Source organism: Streptomyces sp. MI02-7b (assembly GCF_033793585.1).
Lineage (GTDB): Bacteria > Actinomycetota > Actinomycetes > Streptomycetales > Streptomycetaceae > Actinacidiphila.
Genome location: NZ_JARAWX010000024.1, coordinates 14,230 through 33,063, shown reverse-complemented (window position 1 = coordinate 33,063; position 18,834 = coordinate 14,230). Strand labels below are relative to the sequence as shown.

18 protein-coding genes and 1 pseudogene are annotated in these 18,834 nt (G+C 73.7%); 7 read left to right on the top strand and 12 right to left on the bottom strand.

The features are described from left to right. Nucleotides 1-23: 23 nt before the first annotated feature. Nucleotides 24-710, bottom strand: a complete 687-nt coding sequence (locus PV364_RS31635; RefSeq protein WP_319663922.1) for an ABC transporter ATP-binding protein — start codon at nt 708-710, stop codon at nt 24-26. Further along, a complete protein-coding gene (locus PV364_RS31630) occupies nt 707-1,231 on the bottom strand; it encodes a PadR family transcriptional regulator (RefSeq protein WP_319663921.1) in 525 nt (174 codons plus the stop codon). The genes PV364_RS31635 and PV364_RS31630 overlap by 4 nt, the downstream gene beginning before the upstream one ends. A 119-nt stretch (nt 1,232-1,350) precedes the next feature. Between PV364_RS31630 and PV364_RS31625 the strand changes: the two genes are divergently transcribed. Next, on the top strand, nt 1,351-2,187 hold the full coding sequence (locus tag PV364_RS31625; protein WP_319663919.1) for a polysaccharide deacetylase family protein: 837 nt from the start codon (nt 1,351-1,353) through the stop codon (nt 2,185-2,187). Nucleotides 2,188-2,558: 371 nt separating this feature from the next. Continuing rightward, nucleotides 2,559-3,551, top strand: a complete 993-nt coding sequence (locus PV364_RS31620; RefSeq protein ID WP_319663918.1) for an alpha/beta hydrolase — start codon at nt 2,559-2,561, stop codon at nt 3,549-3,551. A 37-nt stretch (nt 3,552-3,588) separates the two neighbouring features. Here the strand turns inward: PV364_RS31620 and PV364_RS31615 are convergent, their stop codons facing one another. The 4 genes from PV364_RS31615 to PV364_RS31600 all read right to left on the bottom strand — a co-directional run bounded on the left by PV364_RS31615 (nt 3,589) and on the right by PV364_RS31600 (nt 8,578). Further along, on the bottom strand, nt 3,589-5,718 hold the full coding sequence (locus tag PV364_RS31615) for a SpoIIE family protein phosphatase (RefSeq protein ID WP_319663917.1): 2,130 nt from the start codon (nt 5,716-5,718) through the stop codon (nt 3,589-3,591). Between the two features lie 827 nt (nt 5,719-6,545). Beyond that, nucleotides 6,546-7,016 (bottom strand): Fur family transcriptional regulator, encoded by a 471-nt coding sequence (locus tag PV364_RS31610; RefSeq protein WP_319663916.1) that lies wholly within the window; start codon nt 7,014-7,016, stop codon nt 6,546-6,548. Further along, nucleotides 7,013-7,255 (bottom strand): DUF2180 family protein, encoded by a 243-nt coding sequence (locus PV364_RS31605; protein WP_319663915.1) that lies wholly within the window; start codon nt 7,253-7,255, stop codon nt 7,013-7,015. Before PV364_RS31605 ends, PV364_RS31610 begins: the two co-directional genes overlap by 4 nt. Nucleotides 7,256-7,357: 102 nt before the next feature. Next, nucleotides 7,358-8,578 carry a helix-turn-helix domain-containing protein gene (locus tag PV364_RS31600; RefSeq protein WP_319663913.1) on the bottom strand — a complete coding sequence of 407 codons (1,221 nt, stop codon included), beginning with the start codon at nt 8,576-8,578 and terminating at the stop codon, nt 7,358-7,360. A 329-nt stretch (nt 8,579-8,907) separates the two neighbouring features. Between PV364_RS31600 and PV364_RS31595 the strand changes: the two genes are divergently transcribed. The 3 genes and pseudogenes from PV364_RS31595 to PV364_RS31585 form a co-directional block, all read left to right on the top strand. Beyond that, the gene (locus tag PV364_RS31595; RefSeq protein WP_319663912.1) at nt 8,908-9,300 is read left to right on the top strand and encodes a hypothetical protein; all 393 of its coding nucleotides are present in this window, start codon (nt 8,908-8,910) and stop codon (nt 9,298-9,300) included. A 26-nt stretch (nt 9,301-9,326) separates the two neighbouring features. After that, nucleotides 9,327-10,196 (top strand): alpha/beta hydrolase, encoded by an 870-nt coding sequence (locus PV364_RS31590; RefSeq protein ID WP_319663911.1) that lies wholly within the window; start codon nt 9,327-9,329, stop codon nt 10,194-10,196. Between the two features lie 198 nt (nt 10,197-10,394). Next, nucleotides 10,395-10,853: pseudogene (locus PV364_RS31585) on the top strand (zinc-binding dehydrogenase); the annotation flags it as partial. Nucleotides 10,854-10,855: 2 nt separating this feature from the next. Here PV364_RS31585 and PV364_RS31580 read toward each other — a convergent pair. From PV364_RS31580 to PV364_RS31570, 3 genes are all read right to left on the bottom strand, one after another. Next, on the bottom strand, nt 10,856-11,371 hold the full coding sequence (locus PV364_RS31580; RefSeq protein WP_319663909.1) for a protein phosphatase: 516 nt from the start codon (nt 11,369-11,371) through the stop codon (nt 10,856-10,858). Between the two features lie 62 nt (nt 11,372-11,433). Then, entirely contained in the window at nt 11,434-12,252 is an 819-nt protein-coding gene (locus tag PV364_RS31575) for an SCO6745 family protein (RefSeq protein ID WP_415924630.1), read from the bottom strand. Between the two features lie 44 nt (nt 12,253-12,296). Then, nucleotides 12,297-13,220 (bottom strand): NAD(P)-dependent oxidoreductase, encoded by a 924-nt coding sequence (locus PV364_RS31570; RefSeq protein WP_319664019.1) that lies wholly within the window; start codon nt 13,218-13,220, stop codon nt 12,297-12,299. 150 nt (nt 13,221-13,370) lie between these two features. On the opposite strand from PV364_RS31570, the gene PV364_RS31565 reads away from it, so the two are divergent. Beyond that, entirely contained in the window at nt 13,371-13,961 is a 591-nt protein-coding gene (locus tag PV364_RS31565) for a TetR/AcrR family transcriptional regulator (RefSeq protein ID WP_319663906.1), read from the top strand. Nucleotides 13,962-14,525: 564 nt separating this feature from the next. Next, complete coding sequence (locus tag PV364_RS31560) at nt 14,526-16,451, top strand: FHA domain-containing protein (protein WP_319663905.1); 1,926 nt, start codon at nt 14,526-14,528, stop codon at nt 16,449-16,451. A 39-nt stretch (nt 16,452-16,490) separates the two neighbouring features. On the opposite strand, the gene PV364_RS31555 is transcribed toward PV364_RS31560, so the two are convergent. From PV364_RS31555 to PV364_RS31545, 3 genes are all read right to left on the bottom strand, one after another. Next, nucleotides 16,491-17,264 (bottom strand): SDR family NAD(P)-dependent oxidoreductase, encoded by a 774-nt coding sequence (locus tag PV364_RS31555; protein WP_319663904.1) that lies wholly within the window; start codon nt 17,262-17,264, stop codon nt 16,491-16,493. Continuing rightward, on the bottom strand, nt 17,261-17,806 hold the full coding sequence (locus tag PV364_RS31550; protein ID WP_319663903.1) for a cupin domain-containing protein: 546 nt from the start codon (nt 17,804-17,806) through the stop codon (nt 17,261-17,263). The genes PV364_RS31555 and PV364_RS31550 overlap by 4 nt, the downstream gene beginning before the upstream one ends. A gap of 78 nt (nt 17,807-17,884) precedes the next feature. After that, the gene (locus PV364_RS31545; RefSeq protein ID WP_319663901.1) at nt 17,885-18,763 is read right to left on the bottom strand and encodes a helix-turn-helix transcriptional regulator; all 879 of its coding nucleotides are present in this window, start codon (nt 18,761-18,763) and stop codon (nt 17,885-17,887) included. Between the last annotated feature and the right edge of the window lie 71 nt (nt 18,764-18,834).

Here is an 18,834-nt window from a genome sequence, read left to right as displayed (position 1 = left end):
GGCGCGGCCGGTGGTGCGCCCCGTCACGCGACACGCTCCATGTCCTGGGTGCGGCCGTCGCGCACGACGACCTCGCGGTCGGACCAGGCGGCCACTCGCGCCTCGTGCGTGACCAGGACGACGGCAGCCCCGGTGTCGCGCGCCGCGGCGGTCAGCGCGTCCATGACGCGTTCGCCGTTGAGGGAGTCCAGGGCGCCCGTCGGCTCGTCGGTGAAGAGCACACGCGGCCGGGTGACCAGCGCGCGGGCGACCGCGACGCGCTGCCCCTGGCCGCCGGATATCGCGCCTGGCCTCCGGTCGGCCACGTCCGCGACCTCCAGGCGCCGCAGCCACTCCGAAGCGGCCCGCGCGGCCTTCCCGCGTGGTGTGCCGCCGAGCCGCAGCGGCAGTGCCACGTTCTCCGCGCAGGTCAGTTCGGGCACCAGCTGCCCGAACTGGAAGACGAAGCCGAAGTCCGCGCGGCGCAGCGCGCTGCGCTCGGCGTCCTTCATCGCGGACACCTCGCGTCCGTCGTACGTGATCGTGCCGGCGTCCGGCAGCACGATGCCGGCCAGGCAGTGCAGCAGCGTGGACTTGCCCGAACCGGACGGGCCCATGACGGCGACGCTCTCGCCCGGCCGTACGGAGAAGTCCGCCCCGGTGAGTGCCGGTGTGCTGCCGAAGGTCTTGTGCAGGTCCGTCGCGGTGAGGAGCGGTCGCGGGTCGTTCACGGACGGACCTCCCCGGCCAGCCGGTCCAGGCGGGCCGCGGTCAGTTCCAGCCAGCGCAGGTCGGCTTCCAGGTGGAACAGGGCGTGGTCGCAGATGAGCTGGTCGGCGAGGTCGCCGGTGCGCTTGCGCTCGGTGAGCGTCCGCATGAGCCGCAGGTGCTCGGACCGCTGGACGTCCAAAACGCCCGCGGCGTCGCGTTCCGTCAGCAGGGCGAGGACGACCTTGGTGTAGAGCGTCGACTGCAGGTAGGGCTCGGGCTTCTCGGGCGTCTCGAGCCAGCGCCGGACGTCGGTGACGCCGGCGTCCGTGATGGCGTAGCGCTTGCGTTCCGGGCCCTCCCCGGGCTCTATCGCCTCCACCTCGACCAGGCCGTTCCTCAGCAGGCGCGACATCGTCGAGTACACCTGCCCGTAGTGCAGCGGGCGGTCGTGGCCGAATCGTTCGTCGAAGGCGCGCTTGAGGTCGTAGCCGTGGCGCGGACCGGATTCCAGGAGGCCCAGAAGGGCGTGACCGATGGACATGGGTGTCACTATACACACGATGTATACACCGCATGTGGACGCGGTCCGCCCGGTGCGCAACCGCCGTGGGGCGACCCCGTTATGAACGTCCGGTATACGTGGTGTGTATAGTCCCCGGCATGCACTTCTCCCCCCTGCCCTCCCGTCTGTCCGCCCGCACCCGACCGGCTTCGGCGACGTTTCGCCGATCCGTGACCGCCCTGTCCGCCGCCGCGGTGGCCCTGACCCTGACGCTCACCGGTTGCACGAAGGTGGAGACCACCTCGCCGAGCACGGTGCGCGACGCGGCGGGAAGCCACGGCACCGGGCGGTTCGGGAGCGTCGACTGCCGCAAGGCCAAGTGCATCGCCCTGACCTTCGACGCCGGTCCGAGCGCGAACAGCCCGCGGCTGCTGGACATCCTGAAGGAGAAGAAGGTGCACGCCACCTTCTTCCTCCTCGGCAAGAAGCACATCGACCGCTACCCGGAGACGGTCAAGCGGATGGCGGCCGAGGGCCACGAGGTGGCCAGCCACACGTGGGACCACAAGATCCTCACGGACCTCGACGCCGCGCAGATACGCGAGGAACTGAACCGTCCCGACGAGGCCATCGAGCGTCTCACCGGCCGCCGCCCCACCCTGGTGCGCCCGCCGCAGGGCCGCACCAACGACACCGTCCAGGGGGTCGTCCGCGAGCTGGGGCTCTCCGAGGTGCTGTGGAGCGTCACCGCCAAGGACTACGAGACCAGCGACTCCGCCCTGATCACCAAGCGGGTCCTCGACCAGGCGGACCGCGACGGCATCATCCTGCTCCACGACCTCGTCCCCGCGGCCGGCTCCCCCGGCTACCGGGGCACCCTGACCGCCGTGCCCGGCATCATCGACGGGCTCAGGCACCGCGGATTCACCTTCGTCACCGTCCCGCAGCTGCTCGCGCCGGGCACCCCGGCCCCCGGCGCCGTCTACCGGCCCTGACCCGCGCCGTCGCGCACCGCGCGGCGGCACGGAGGACCTGACGCGGGCATTCCACCGCCGGGGAGCGAGGCCGCCGACCGGAAGCGGGGTCGCACCGACGCCGCCGGACCGCCGGCCGGATGCCGTCTCCCGCGCGCCGGGGGCGATGGGGGGGCACGGCGCGCCCTGGCCCGCAGGGCTCCGGCTGCGGCATTCCGACAGCGCGATGATCCGCGTCCACGGAGCTCACCGGTCCCTTCCCGGAGCCCCCGGCGCGCCGGACTCACCCGGATGCCACGCCGTTTTCACCCGGTCGGACAGCATGGCCGCGCCCGGCCCCGCCGATGCCTGAACGCTGGTGTGCCATAGGCCCCAAGGGAAGCGAGAACGGCATGACGGCATCTCCGGTCCTCGGCTCACAGCGGCGTGCACGGCGCTCGCACCTCGCCGCGGCGGCGTGCGCCGCGGCCCTGTGCGCGGCGTCCGCGGCCCCGGCCGCCGCCGACGGCGACACAAGCGCCACCAAGCCCACCGTCGTCCTGATCCACGGGGCGTTCGCGGACGGCTCCAGCTGGAACGGGGTCGCGGAACGGCTCGAACGGCGCGGCTACAAGGTCATGGCGCCCGCCAACCCGCTGCGCGGCCTGTACAACGACGCGACCTACATCTCGTCGGTGCTGGACAGCGTCAAGGGCCCCGTGGTGCTGGCCGGCCACTCCTACGGCGGCGCCGTGATCAGCTCGGCCGCCGTCGGCCACCCCCAGGTCAAGGCGCTGGTCTACATCGACGCCCTGATGCCCGACGTCGGCGAGAGCGGGGCGTCGCTGGCCGCCCGGTTCCCCAGCGCCCTCGGCACCGCGACCAGGTCCGTCCCGTACCGCGAGGGCCACGGACAGAGCGGCACCGATCTGTACCTCAAGCGCGACAAGGTGTACCCGGTCTTCGCCGCCTGCCTGCCGGAGCGCCAGGCCAACCTGCTGGGCGTCACCCAGCGGCCCGCGGCCACCACCGCCTTCTCCGAGACGGCCAAGGTCGCGGCCTGGAAGACCATCCCGTCCTGGGCCATGGTCGGCCGCCAGGACATGACCATCAACCCGGAGCAGGAGCGCTTCCAGGCCCGCCGTGCCCACTCGCACACGGTGGAGATCAACTCCTGCCACGTCTCCCTGATCGCCCACCCGGACGCCGTCACCGACCTGATCCTGCAGGCCGCCACCGCGTCCGGGTCCGGGTCCGGGGCCGCGTCCGGCCCGTCGCTGGCGGACACGGGTTCCGCCGCGCCCCGGCGGGAACTCACCGGCCTCGGCGGCATCGCCGGTGTGTCCCTGGTGGCCGGCGCGGGCGCCCTCCTCGTCGGCCGCCGGCTGCGCCGCCGCTTGCGCTGACCGCCGTCCCGGGGAGCGCGCGGGCCGGGACGGCCCGTCAGCGCTCCTCGGGGCCGACCAGCAGGAGGGCGATGTCGTCGCGGCCCCGGTCCGAGCCGCGCGCCTCGCGGATCAGTCCGTCCGCGAGCGCGTCGAGGGAATCCGCGGGTGCGGCGGCGAGACGGTCGGCGAGTTCGTGGACGGCGGTCCCGATGTCCGTGCCGGGGCGCTCGACGAGGCCGTCGGTGTACAGCAGGAGCACTGCCCCCGGCGGGAACGGGATCTCGGTGGCCGGGTACCCGGCGTCGGCCTCGACGCCGAGGAGGATCCCCGACCGCGCTCGCACGATGTCGGCACCGCCGCCCGGACGGCGCACGATCGCGGGCAGGTGGCCCGCGCTGGCCACCGTCGCCCGCTGCCGCGGGAGGTCGAGCCGCGCGTACAGACAGCTGGTGAACAGATCGGTCTCGAGGTCCTCGAACAGCCGGTTGATGCGCGCCAGGACCTCACCGGGCGGAGCGCCGGTGCTGGCGTGGGCGTGGACGGCGGTGCGCACCTGGCCCATGAGAGCGGCGGCACCGACGTTGTGCCCCTGGACGTCGCCGATCACCGCGGCCGCCGCGGAGCCGTCGAGGCGGATCAGGTCGTAGAAGTCGCCGCCGATGTCCATCCCGCGGGTCGCGGGCAGATAGCGCGCCGCCACGCGCAGCCCCGGGACGTCCGGCAGGGATCGCGGCAGCAGCGCGTTCTGCAGCACGTGCGCGAGCCGGTTCTTGGCGTCGAAGAGCCTGGCGCGTTCCAGTGCCTGGGCGATCATGCCCGCGAGCGAGGTGAGCGCGGCGCGGTCGTCAGGACCGAAGGTGCGGCCGTCGGCGTAGCCGAGGACGCAGTAGCCGATCGTCCGTCCTGAGGCGTTCAGCGGCAGGAAGGCCCAGCCGTCCATCTCCCGGTAGAGGGCGATGTCGGGGTGGGCGCGGCGGAGCTCGTCCGGCCGGGAGAAGAAGGCGGGCTCGCCCGTCTCGACCACCCGTGCGCCCTGGGTGCCTGCCGCCAGCGGCAGGTGCTCGAAGTACGCGGTGCTGCTGGGCGAGAACCCGCGGGTGGCCAGTATCTCGATGCGTCCCTCGTCGGCGGTCAGCAGCCCGAAGCCGTCGGCGCCGAGCACGGGCATGATCTGGTCGGTCACGGCCGCGGTCACGTCCTGGAGGCCGACCGCCTCGGTGAGCCCTGCCGAGATGTAGAGCAGGTGGTACAGCGCGCCGGCCCGGGAGGGCGCCGTCGCCGAGGGGGCCGAGCGCCAGGCCGGGCTCCCCTCCGGCGCCCCGGCCGGCCAGACCCGGACGCTGATGCCCGTGGCGTCCGGGCTCAGCAGGAACGACAGCCAGCGGTCCGGTGGACGCAGGGCGGTGAACCGCGAGGGCAGCCGGCTGAACAGTGCCCCGAGATACGGATCCTCGTACGCCGGATCGTCGAGCCAGGGCAGGGTCTCCCAGGGACGGGTGCGCATGAGGTCGGCCTTCGTCCGGCCCAGCAGCTCCGCCGCGCGGGCGTTGAGGAAGGTGATGCGGCCGTCAAGGTCGAGCGAGAACACCCCCACCTCCAGGCGCTCGGCGAGATCGGCCGCCGCCTGGGCCTCGGCGGGCGGGCGCCGTGCGGGGGCTTCGGCGGGCAGCACCCGGGGCGCGGGCGCCGGGCGCAGCGCGTCACCGCTCGCGGCGGCGCGGGCCAGTGCCCGGCTCATCCGGTCCGCGGCGGCGGTGACGGCGGACTCCTCGCCGGGAGTGAGCCGTTCGGCCCGGGTGCCCGGCCACAGCATCTGCAGCGCGCCCCACTTCGTGCCGTCCGTGGCCAGCGGCACGACGATCATCGCCAGCTCGTAGGGCAGGGCGTAGGCCGTGCGCGCGAACCGGCGGGCGAGTTCCGCGTGGCCGCGCACCCACACCGGGCGTCCCTCCCGGACAGCCGTGGCCACCGGGACGGGAGCCGCCAGCGCGAGCCGGGACCACGGCCTGACCACCCGGCCCGACAGACCCGTCACCACCTCCATGCGCAGTGCCTGCTCCTCCGGGACCAGGAGGAACACGGCCGCCGCGTGCGACCCCGTGGCCCGCACCGCCTCGGTGAGTGCGCGGTCCAGCTCGGCGGCCGCAGGGGAGCCGTCCGGTTCCGGAGGCTGCCCGTCCGTCATCGCCTCGCCTCCTGGCGGCGGCACCGCGCGCGGTCGCCACCGGGGAGCGTCGGAGCGGCGCGACCGGGGGTCTGCCATAACGGGACGATATCCCCGCCACCCACCCGGGGCATCCGGGCCCCATGGGGAGCGAGGCACCCCATGGGGACGGTCACGTCGCGGCGGGCACCTCGTGGAAGGCCTCGGGGGGCGGGGGCGGGTGTGGACGGTGTCGACCAGCGCCTGGGAGCCGACGCCGATCGGGGCCGCGCCGAGGACATGGTCGCTGCCCGCTTCGATCACGAACTTCATGCGGCCCCGCTCCCACGCGGGACGGCGCGCCGGCTGCGGGTGCGGGCGCTGGGGACGCGACGCCACGTGGCGGGCGAGGCGGACCGGGTGGACCTGTTCCGCGGTCACTCCGCGAGGGGGCCGGGCCCCAGCGCAGCCCAGCGCAGATCCTGCCGGGCGCGCTGCCGGAGGTCGTCCATGTGCCCCTGGCGCCGGTCCCCCCGGTCCCTCGGACCGATGAGCGCGTTCATGCGGGGCGCGAGGCCCCCGCGCCGGGGCCACGGCTTGAGCAAACGATCCCGGACGCGTGGTGGAACGTCGTGCTGACGAGGGTGCCGCGCGGCACCACGGGTCTCGGCCCAGGACGCCGTGTGCACGGTGCCCGCGATCCGCCGTCCCGGGCGACAGCCGGGGAGTCCGTCACGGGGCTGCGGATGCCGCTCAGGACCGGGATCGGCGTCGTTCCTCGGCCGGGCCTTCCGGGTCGCGACCGGACCACGGCCGCCGGGCCGCGCGAGTCGGCCCGCGCGAACGGGAGCGCCGGGGCGTGGCGGGCGCTACGACTCGCTGGCGGTCCCGCCCCGGCACGACGCGCACAGGCCCCACCAGATGATTTCGGCCTCGTCGATCACGAAGCCCTTGTCCTCCACCGGTTCCAGGCAGGGGGCCACGCCGACGCTGCAGTCGACGTCCTCGATCAGCCCGCAGCCGCGGCAGACCAGGTGGTGGTGGTTGTCGCCCACGCGCAGTTCGAACCGCGCGGGGGAGCCGGCCGGCTCGATGCAGCGTATGAGCCTCGCCCGGGTCAGGTCGTCCAGCACGTTGTAGAGCCCCTGCCGTGACAGACGGCCGCCCGCGGTGGAGCCGGGGCCGATGCGGGCCTCCAGCTCCGAGGCCGTGGAATGGGGGTGCCCCAGCAGCGCCGTCAGGATGGCCCGGCGCTGTGCGGTGCTGCGCAGCCCCTTGCGCTTGAGCAGGTCGCCCGCCGCATGCGCCGCGGCGCCGTCCGCCGGTGTGGGCGAGGTCAATTCTGACCCGCCCCGGCGAAGTCGCCGCTGGTGGCGGACGTCTCGGCGGCGCGGCAGGTGGTGCAGACGAGCCTGCGTGCCGGAAGGCGGCTCGTGGCCCGCCCCAGTCCGTTCGGCTGGTGGACGAGGTGCCGGATGACAAGGGAGTGGTCCGCGCAGACGAACAGGTTGCAGCGGGAGCAGATGCCGATTCCCTCGGTGTCCCGGCGGGCTTCCTGGAGGCAGTCGTAACACTTCACGTGGGCTCCGTGCGGGGGGAGTGGGGGCGGGGGAGGCGTCCGCGCAGGCGGCGGCACGCCTCCACGGCGGTCCTTCGACCGTAGGTCGCAGAATGGACTCAGTCACATCTGATGGGGCCGTTCGTGGCCGCTGCCCTCGAATGCCCCGGCCTCCAGCAGGCCGAGCCCCAGCAGGCTCGCCGACAGGCCGGGCCAGGTGTGCACGTCCCAGCCGGTCAGTTCCCGCCAGCGGGCCAGGCGGTATTTCACGGTGTTGGGGTGCAGGTGCAGCGCCCGGCCCGTCGCGGTGAGCGAGAAGCCGTGGTCGGCGAAGCCCCGCACCGTGACGGCGAGGTCGGGGTGGGACGCGGCGGGCTCCGCGGCGGCCTCGAGCAGCGGCATGAGCCGGCCGGCCTGCGGGAGCAGCGTCGCCGCGAGCCATGCGCTGCCGAAGGACACGGCTTTCCCGTCGGCGCCCGCCAGCGCGAGCGCCTCCTGGGCGTCGACGATGCTGGCGGCCGCCCCGGCGAGTCCGGAGCGCACCAGCCCGGTGCCGATCCGCAGCCGCGGGTCATGGCGGCGCATCGCCTCGACCAGGACCTCGACCGGCATGGACTGCACGACCGCCACCATGGTGGCGCCCCGGTTGGCGCACCGCATGTTGCCCGTCCTGCGACCGACGCGCCCGCGCAGTTCGGCGAGCTGCTCGTCCGCCCAGGCCGCGGACGGGGCGCACACCGCCTGGAAGGTCCCGGCCGGGTCGAAACCGAGGGAGTGCGCGAGCCGGGCCACGTCCACCTCGGCGGGCGACGGGGCGTACAGGGCCTCGAAGAACCGGTAGGTCAGGCCGAGTTGGGCCGCCTCCTGGGCCCGGATCGTGTCGTTGTAGGCCGCGGCCGCGGCGCCGGTGGCCTGCTCGACCCAGGTCCACACGGTGCCGACCAGGCGCACCAGCTGCCGGCTGAGGTTCTCGCCGCGCGCGTCGGCGCGGGTCAGCAGGACGTTCCAGATCTCCCGGTAGCCCACGTGGAAGGCGCCGATCAGGGCCTGCAACGGCAGGCCCTCCAGGGCGCGGTCGCGTCCCAGGGCGCGGGCGTGCTCGCTCTCCTCCGGCGAGGGCCCGCGCCGGGTGATCAGGCCGGTGAGGAGCCCGGCGAACTGCTCGCGGACGCCCGCCTCGTGCTCGTCGCGCGGCACGATGTGGTATTCCGGGATCTCCTCGCGGATGCGGTCGACGATCCCCGCGGTCAGCCGGGGCACGTCGGTCCTGACCGACGTGCACAGATCGGCGAGGGCCTGCCAGTCCTCCCGCACGGGGCGTGCGGGAGGGGATGCAGTCGTCATGGCGGCTCACCAGCTCTTTCCGCGAACGGACGCCCTCCCACCATAAGCCCGTTCACGGCCTTGTTCACGTGGTGTGGCCTGCGTCTTTGCGCATTCCACAGGGCGTCGGCCGGGTAATTCTCGCTTTCGGTGAGCCGCACGGCCCGGCGACGGAGAAAGCTCGACAGCACGTCCCCTTCCCGGGGAGACGGGGTGCGGCCTTCGGCCTGCCGGGTGGGCCTGGGAGGGCGGTGCGGCGTGGTCGCGGGCCGAAGCCACCGCAGGCGGTATTGGCTGGGCGGGAAGTGACGTGGTGCGACCAGGACGTGGTGCGACCGAGGAGTGGACTCATGGCGACAGCGACGGAGAGCGGCCCGGTGGCGGAGTTCCGCCGGCTCAGTGACGGTGACCCCGAGGTGCAGGCCCACGGCGCCTACTTCTCCTGCACGTACCTCCTCGACATGGAGCGGCACAGCTTCCTGGTGCGGATGCACCGCGGCCGGGTGGAGGAACTGGTCACGGACCCGGAGCCGCTGACGGCGTACGACTTCGCGATCAGGGCGAGCGCCGGGACCTGGGGCGAGTTCTGCAAGCCAATGCCGAAGCCGATGTACCACGGCATCTGGGCGGCGACCTTCCAGCGGGACATGCGCCTGGAGGGCGACCTGCTGGTCCTCATGCAGAACCTGCGCTGCCTGACCCGGCAGCTCGAACTGCTCCGCGTCACCGGGCCGCTGGGCTGACCCGCCGCCTGCCGAAAGGACCCCCGATGAGCACTCCGTCCCGCATCTCGCCGGTGACCGGCCACTACGTGACGATCGACGTGGAGGACGTCCAGTACAAGGTGTTCTACCTGGAGAGCGGCCAGGGCCAGCCGCTGGTCTGCCAGCACACCGCCGGCTGCCACAACCACCAGTGGATGGGCCTCCTGGAGGACGGGGAGATCACCGCGAACCACCGCGTCATCGCCTACGACCTCGCCCGTCACGGCAAGACCGACCCGCCGCTGAACAAGGAGTGGTGGAAGGAGGAGTACAAGCTCTCCGCCGACCACTACGTCGCCTTCATCACCGCCTTCTGCGACGCGCTCGGCCTGGACGACCCGATCTTCATGGGGTCCTCCTTCGGCGGCAACGTGGCCCTGCAGCTGGCCCTGCGCCATCCCGACCGCTTCAAGGCCGTCATCCCGGTCGAGGGCGCCGACTACTCGCCCGGCTTCTACCTCGACTGGTGGCAGCACCCGCACGCCAACGCCGCCCAGGTGTGCGCCAGCGGCGTCTGGGACCTGATGGCCCCGCAGTCGCCGGACAAGGACCGGTGGGCCACCTGGTTCTACTACAGCCAGGGCTCGGAGGCGTTCAAGGGCGACCTGTACTTCTACTCCGTCGACCACGACCTGCGCGGCCGGCTGGGGGAGATCGACGGCGAGCGCTGTCCGGTGATCATGATGACCGGCGAGTACGACTACCTCACCACGCCCGAGGACGGCGCCCGGACCGCGGAGCGGATCCGGGGGGCGGAGTTCATCGAGATGAAGGAGATCGGGCACTTCCCGATGAGCGAGAACTACCCGCGCTTCGCCGGGTACCTCAAGCAGGCGCTGCGCCGTATCGAGGAGCGCACCGGCGCCTCGCACTGACCGTCCGGGCCGGCCCCCGGGCGGCAGATGGGTGGGGCGGGACCGAATTGCGGCGGTCCCGCCCCACCCGTGGCCGGGGGCCGGCGGCCGCCACGGCCCGCGACAGCACCACGGCGCCGACCACAGTCGACAGGGTCGCGAAGTCGGGATGGATTTCTCCGGGACACCCGCGACGGCAGCCGTCACTCCACCGGAGCCGTGACCGGCGTGTGCAGCACGCGCACCGCGGACCTCGTCCGGTCCTGCGGTGCCGGGCGGGTCGTCGACCACACCCGTGAGGACTTCGCGCGCGACGGGCGGCGGTACGACCTCGTCCTCGATCTCGTCGGCAACCGCTCGCTGACCACCCTGCTGCGCGTGCTGAACCCCACCGGCCCGCTGGTGCTGTCCGGCGGCGGCGTCTCCAAGGGCGGCAGCCTCGTCGGGCCGATGGGCCTGATGCCGCGCGGGCAGATCGTCGCGCGTCTCGCGCGCCGCCGCGTCCTCGTACTCGTCGCCGAACCCGGCCCGGAGAACCTCTCGACGCTCCGCGAGCTCGCCGAGTCGGGCGTCATCGCCCCCGTGGTCGACCGCAGTTACCCCCTGTCGGAGGCGCCGGAGGCCATCCGCTACCTGGAAGTGGAGCACGCCCGGGCGAAGGTCGTCGTCACGGTGTGACGCTACGGCCGCGGCTCCAGCCCGGCCAGGAGTCCGGCGACGTCGAGACCGCACCGCAGGTACTGCTCGAAGACGGGATTGTTCAGGGCCCACGGCGAGCGGTGCCGCCGGACGAGGGCGATCGCGGAGGCCGCGTCATGGCCGAGTTCGACGAGTGTCTGCGCCACGACCAGTCCTGAGCGGTTGTACCCGGCGTGGCACCGGACCAGGATGGTGCGGCCGTCGCGGACGACCCGGGCGGCCCCGCGGGCGAGGCGCGCGACCGTGGCGAGCTGCCCGGCCGTGAGGGGTGCGTCCGGGAGATCGGCGACCACGTGCTCGACGCCGGGGTCGCCGGGCCCGTGTCCGGGGAGGTCGACCAGGCTGACGACGACGTCGAACCCGCAGGCCACGACGACCGGGTGAACGGTGCCGTACTCGTCGGTCCGGACGTGCCCGCCCATCCAGAGGCCGGGCGTGATCTCCTCCCAGGGCGTCCTGGGGCCGGGCACACCGCCGGCCCGGTCGCGGGTCTTCATCCGAGCGTCCTCCCCGGACCGACAACGGGCCGCCGGCCGCCGCCGTTCCCCGGGCCGCACCCTCAAGGTGCCGGAGCCCCGGTGGGGTTGGGGTAGGGGAGCGCCGCGGCGCAGGCGTGGGCCGGGGCCGACAGGACGGCGGAGAGCCGGTCGAGGTCTGCCGGGGAGAGCGCGGACCAGGGGCGGGCGGCGGCGAGGTCGGTGGCGGCTTCGAGGGACCGGTGGGCGGCCCGGCCGTCGTCGGTGGCAACGCCGTCGGCGTCGAGCAGGCCGCGGGCGGTGAGGCGGGCGCGGGCGGCGGTCCATTCGTCGTCGGTCCAGCCGCGGTGGGGCTGGAGTTCGCCGCGGGGCAGGTCGATGCCCGAGCGCAGGACCAGGGCTTCACAGCCGTCGAGGTCCGCCGTGACGAGGGCGGCGACATGGCCGTCACCGCGGTGTTCGCGGAGCACGGTCGCGTGGTGCCAGAGCTCGTCGAGAGGGTGGGCCGGCAGCGGCAGGGCCGCGTTGGCGGCGGCCAGGACGCGGCCGGCGATGTCGAGCGCGCCGGTGACCGGGCGCAGCAGGGCCACCGCCTCCTCGGCCGCCGGTTCGTGCCCGGCGAGCAGCCGGCGCAGCGCGGCGCCGGCGCCCCGGGCACGCACCGCCAATGCCGTCTCCGGCATGGCCAGTTGCCAGACACCCGGCAGGGCGCGGGCCACCATGCCCGGGGCGAAGGCGAAGAAGGCGGCGGTGACCGGGGCCGCGCCGACGGGGCCCAGGGGCGCCGCGCGGCAGGCGAAGTAGCCGCGCCAGAAGCCGCGCAGCCCGGCAGCCTCGGAGGCGGCACGTGCCTCGGGGGCGAAGTAGGTGACGGAGTGGACGGGTTCGAGGAGCCACCACATGCGCCGGGCGGTCGGGGGCGGGGTCGCGGAGGCGTCGGTGCCGGTCACGGCCGTGCACCTTCCCTCAGGCCCGCGGCCGCGGCCCCGCGGCGGTCGCCCGCGGTCGTGCGGGCCTCGATCGCGCGGAGCACGGCCACCATGTCCCGGTGGCCGTCGCCCTGTTCGACGGTCTCCTCGAAGAGGGCGTGGCAGACGTCCAGCAGCGGTGAGGCGAGTGCCGCGCGGCGCGCGGCCTCCGCGATGAGGCGGTTGTTGTGCAGCACGTCGGCGGCGGCGGCCTGGGCGGCGAAGTCCCGCTCCCTCAGCTTGGGCGCCTTCATCCGGGACACGGCGCTGGCCATCGGCCCGGCGTCGAGGACGTCGAGGAACTGCCCGGTGTCCAGGCCCTGCCGCTCCGCGAAGTGGAACGCCTCGGTGAGTCCCGTGACCTGCGTGATCAGGAACAGGTTGACCGACAGCTTCATCAGCAGCGCGCCCGGAACGGGCCCGCAGACGAAGGTCTCCCGGCACAGGGGCGCGAGCAGCGGCCGTACCTCCTCGACCGCGGCGGGCTCCCCGGCGAGCATTCCCACCAGCTGCCCCGCCTCCGCGGGCTTGCGGGAGCCGGACACCGGTGCCTCCACATAGGCGCCGCCGGCGGCCCGGACGTCGGCCTCCAGCGCGCGGGAGTACTCCGGCGAGGTGGTGCCCATGTGGACGACGGCATGCCCGGCGACCCGGGACGCGAACGCGGGCCCGCCGCGGTCCAGTACGGCGTCGATCGCGGGACCGTCGGCCAGCATGAGGACCACGACCCGGCACCGGGCGAAGACCTCGTCGGGCCCGGCGGCCACGTGGGCGCCGGCCGCGCGCAACGGCTCGCATCGTTCCGCGGTGCGGTTCCAGACGGCCAGCGGCACTCCGGACCCGGCCAGGTTCAGGGCCATGGGCTGCCCCATGATCCCCAGGCCGATGAATCCCACGTCCATCACGCACCGCCGTTCCGACCGGTCCATCCCGACTGTTATGACGGCTGTCATAATAGTGATCGTGGCGCCTGCCGCCACCCCGTCCGCGGGACCGCACTGCCCCGCGGCGCGGGCGTCGGCCAGGTCGTGGGCGCAGTCGGGAGGTGGGTCATGGCGGGATCCGGGCGCGGGCCGCGCGAGCGCATGGTCTTCAGTGCCGCGCAGCTCATCAGGCGCGGCGGTGTCACGGCGACGGGCATGCGCGAGGTGGCCGTCCACGCGGAGGCCCCCCGCGGTTCCCTGCAGCACTACTTCCCGGGCGGCAAGGAGCAGTTGGTCAACGAGGCCGTAGCCTGGGCCGGCCGCTACGCCGGGAACCGGGTGGCCCGCTTCCTCGCCGGTCTGCCCGAGCCGACACCGGGCGGCCTGTTCGCCGCCATGGTCGCCCAGTGGACCGACGAGTTCCGCGCCTCCGGCTTCGGCGCGGGGTGCCCCGTCGCCGCCGCCACGGTCGACTGCGCCGGCTCCACCGACTCCGTGCGCGCCGCCGCGGCCGCCGCGTTCGCGACCTGGACCGGACCGGTCGCGGCGGCCCTGCGCGACATGGGCGTGCCGGGGGAGCGGGCCGAACCGCTCGCCACCTTGATGATCAGCGCCATCGAGGGCGCTCTCGTGATCGCCCGCGCGGAACGGGACGTACGCGCCCTCACCACCGTCGCCGGCGAGCTCGCCCCGCTCCTGGACGCCGCCGTCACGCGATGAGGGCGTGAATCTCCCGGGCGGGACACCGGCCGGGAGCCGGAATGGAACGCCGGAGCCGGGGCAGACGCTCCCCAGAGCCGCACCGACGACTACCCACCCCCCCCGGTCGCCGGTGCGGCCCCTCTCCTCCTCGCCACCCGACCGTGGCGCGGCCTCCGGTGTGACGACGCCCCACCGGACGCTCCGGGAGCCCCGCCTCTGCGGCGCATCCATGTCGCCCGCACCGCAGGGCACTCGGTGATGACGCGGGGACGGGTTCCGGGCAGCCCACTTGTCGACTTTCGGACAACTGGAGCTTCGATAAGTCGATTTGGCGCCACTTCGGAGGAAACTGTCGCCCAGGGCTGACAGATGGCGGTGCGTGGGAGGTGGGCAGGGCTTCCCCGGTGCGGGATGATCAGGGCGGGTCCGGGGCGCGGGAGCCGGTGAACCGATCGGGGACCGGTGCACGTGGACCCGGTGGACGAGGGGTGGCCGGCGTGTGGCGTGACGCGGCGCGCAGCGGTTCGGCGGCCGGTGCCCGCGTTGTTCTCATCGGTACTGTGACGTGGAAATGAGTGACCTATGCCTCCTGAGATTGTTGGGCGTCAAGGCTCTCTGGCCGGGGAGAGGTTCGGTATCGGCGAGAAGCCCCTCACCTTCGGCCGCAAGGCCGAGAACACGGTGGTGATCGCGAGTGTCAGCGCCTCGCGGTTCCACGCGGAGGTGCGTCGCGAGAACCACGGCTTCGTGCTCTACGACCGGGGCAGCAGCAACGGGACGCGGGTCAACGGGGAACGCGTGACCTCGCACGTGCTCCAGCCCGGCGACCTCATCGCCATCGGTGAGGAGACCTTCTGCTTCGAGGCGGCCGACCCGATGGAGACGATCCTCGATCTCTCCCTCCTGCAGTCGCTGATGACGCCGGCCGAGCCCGAGGAGCCCGGCCCGGTGCTGAACGTGACGGTGGCGGGCGGCGGCCCGGTGGGCCTGTCGTTCGCCCTGCTGCTGGAGCACCTGATGGGCCGCCGGGTCTCCGTCACCGTCTACGACGGCCGCTGGACGCAGGACGGCGACCGGGTCGTGTGGAAGAGCGAGGGACAGGGCAATGTCCGCCGGCAGCAGGTCGTCACCGTGCAGAGCCGCCAGTACCTGAACCTTCCCGAGGAGGTCCAGGCCCGGCTGTTCACGGAGGGCACCTACACCGAGATGTGGCCGGCCGGACCCGACTCCATCCGCGGCTTCAGCCCCCGCAACATACGCATCGCCTACATCGAGGACACCCTGCTCGCCCTCGCGAACGAGAAGCGGGAGCGCATCCGCCTGGTGCCCGCCCGCTTCGACGCGATCGAGCACCGCGAGAGCGTCGCCAAGGACCACGTGCTCGCGATCTGCGAGGGCGGCCGGTCCCGCACCCGCGAGTACTTCACCGAGAAGTTCGGCACCGCGGACAAGTCGATCTACTCCCTGGCCGGCGAGCACATCCAGGACGTCGTCCTCGGACTGCGCGTCAAGTCCGGGCTGTCCGACCCGATGACCGTGCTGCTGACCGTGGCGCAGAATCGTTTCCTGCTCAACGCCCTGCGCGGCGAGGGCTTCCTCAACATGCGCCTCACCGACGCCGAGGCCAAGGAGGTCGTCGGCATCGACCCCGTCCGGCAGGTCTTCGAGGAGTGCATCGCCTCCCGCCCCTGCGTCATGGGACGCGACGAGCACGGCGACTTCCACTGCTCCACCCACAGCACCCTCTTCCTGCCCGCGCTCATCAGGGGTTCGGCCCTGTGGAAGCGGGTCAAGGAAGGCCTGGCGCTCTTCGGAGTGCCCGAGGACGACCTGAGCGCGGTCACCGCCTTCCGGCTGGACATGGTGCAGCGCCCCCGCTTCACCGCCCGCCTCTACCCGGGCACCTCGTCCACCCCTGGCACGTACGGCTTCCTGCTCGGCGACGCAGCCAACGCCATCCACTTCTGGCCCGGGCGCGGCCTCAACAGCGGCCTGGGCTCGGCCATTTCCCTCGCCCGTACGCTCAGCGGCACCTGGCGCGGCCGGCCGCTCCGCGACGCCGACTTCGTCCGGCACGAGGCGGCCATGTCGATGCTCCAGTACCGGCACAAGAGCCGCGCCTGGAACGCCATGATCACCACGGACGAGAACGGCGTCAGCCGTGCCATCAAGGAGGTCATCGCCCAGAGCATCGCCGAGACCGCCGCCCTGGACGGGGAACTGGACCGCGCGTCCGACATCGACGGCCTCATGGAGCAGCTCCGCGCGATCCGCGACCGTCTCGCGCCGCGCATACCCGGCATGCCGGACGACGAGACGCTGCGGGCGCACCTGGAGACGCTCAGGAGCGAGACCCTGCGCACCCTGATCGACAGCGGGCCGTGGGACACGCTGATCGTCGGCGGCGAGGAGGTCGACATCGACATCTTCTACCGCGACGAGCAGCCGGCGACGCCCGCGAAACCCGCGGCGCCGGCCACGAAGCCGGTCCCGGCCGCCACGGCGTGACGACGGACCGCCCCGGACCGGTGGGTCCGGGGCGGCCGGTCACCAGCCGGGGCGCGCCCCGATCCCGCCGTCGACCACGAGGTCGTGGCCGGTGATCCAGGAGGCGGCGGGGGACGCGAGGAAGACGCAGGCCGCGCCGACGTCCACGGGGGTGCCGAGGCGCTCCAGGGGCGCGGCCGCGGTCCAGCGGTGCACTCCGTCGGGCCAGTCCCCGGCCAGGCCCGGGCGGTCGATGAGACCGGGGGAGACGGTGTTGACGCGGATTCCCATGGGCCCGTACTCGCCGGCGGCCGCCCGGGTGAACATGATCAGCGCGGCCTTGGCGGCGCTGTAGTGGGCGTGACCGTGGGCGGGGCGGCCGCCCTCGACGGAGGCGATGGCGGTGATCGAACCGCCGCCCTGCCGGGACATGTGCGCGGCGGCGGCCTGCACCACCCCGAAGGCCGCGTGGAGATTCGCGTCGATGACCTCGCGCCATGCGGCGTCGTCCATCCCGGCGAGTTCCCGCACCGGCTGGATGCCCGCGCAGTGGACGACCGCGTCCAGCCGTCCGCCCCAGGCGGCCGCGGCCGCGACGAGTTCACCCGTCTCGTCCGGCCGGGTCAGGTCCGCGCTCAGTGTGCGGGCGCTGCCGCCCGCGGCGGTGATGCCGGCGGACAGGGCCTTGACGGCGTCGGCCCGGCGGTGGGCGTGCAGCACGACCGACGCGCCCGCGTCCACGAGGCACCGGGCGACGCCCGTCCCGATGCCGCCACTGGCCCCGGTGACGAGGGCGACCTGTCCGGTGAGGCCGAAGCCGGGGCTTCCGGTCATTCCTGCTCCCTGTGCGTGCTGTCGGCTGCCGCGCGTCCGGCGGCGCCCGCCGGACGGCTCAGAGCGCGGATCAGTGCGGCGTGCGCGGGATAGCGGGCGGCCAGCATGCCGGGGTCGCCGGCCTCGAAGTCCGCGGGGACGAAACCGGGTGCCATGGTCGTCCCGCACAGCGACCAGCGTCCGCCGGGTGCGACCCGTGCCGCCATCCACGTCCCGGCCGGCACCGCCCACTGCACCCGGCGGTCGGCCTCGTCGCCGAGCAGCAGGGTGCGCGAGCGCCCGTCCGGTGCGAGCAGCAGGAGTTCGGCCGGGTCGCCCCGGTAGAAGTGCCACACCTCGTCGGCGGGCAGCCGGTGCGGTGCGGAGAAGCCGTCCTCGTCGGGACTGAGCAGGAACAGGATCGCGGAGCCCGCCGGGCGCCCTGTTCCGTCCGGCGGTCCCGCCCATGTGCGGCGGAACCGGCCGCCCTCGAACGGCAGCGGCTCCAGCCCGTAGCGGGCGGCCACCTCGTCGGCGCTCTCGTCCTCGCGGTGCTGCGGCATCGTTTCCCTGCCCCCTGCCGGTCTGCTGTGCCGACCCTACGAGACGAAGGAGCGCCCGCGAGCGCGGCGCGCGTGCGGTCAGGAACCCGTGAACCGGGGCCGCGGGGCAGGGTCGCCGCTCCATGAGGCGAGGAGGGCGAGGGCCTGCTCGGAGGAGGAACCGGGCTCGGCCGTGTAGATGCCGAGGACCTGATCGGCGTCACCGGTGACCGCGAGGGCCTCGTAGTCGAGGGTGAGGTCGCCCACCACCGGATGGTGGAACAGCTTCCTGCCGAAGGTGCGGCGCTCCACGTCGTGCGCGGCCCACCAGGTACGGAAGTCCCTGTCCCGCAGGGAGAGTTCGCCGACCAGTTCGGTGAGGCGGGCGTCGTGCGGGTGCTCCCCCGCGTAGAGGTGGAGGGCGGCGACGGTGGTGCGGGCGACGCCCTCCCAGTCCTCGTACAGCGTCCGTGCCTCGTCGTGGAGGAAGATGAACCGCGCCATGTTGCGCTCGCGCTGCGGCAGCGCGTCGAAGTCCGTGTAGAGCGCACGGGCCAGCCGGTTGGTGGCCAGGACGTCCGTGCGGCGCCCCACGACCAGGGCCGGGACCTCCGTCAGCGTGTCGAGGATCCGGTACAGCCCCGGACGCACCCGCTGCGCGGGTACGGGGCGCGGACGGCTGCGCACCGGCTTGGCGATCCGGAACAGGTGGCCTCGCTCGTCGCCGGTCAGCTGCAGCGCGCGGGCGATCGCGTCGAGCACGCTCTCGGAGACGTTGACGGCACGGCCGCGCTCCAGCCGCACGTAGTAGTCGACGCTGACCCCCGCCAGCTGGGCGACTTCCTCACGGCGCAGTCCCGGCACCCGCCGCGCCGTGGGTGCCGGCGTCAGGCCCGCCCGTTCGGGGGAGATCTTCGCCCGGCGGGAGCGCAGGAACTCGCCGAGTTCGCCCCCGCGGGGGTCCGCTTGGTCGTCCATGTCTCCACGCTACGCCGCGCCTTCCGGCCGCCCCGGCGGCAAAGGGGTACTGCCGGACCCCCTCGCCGGCA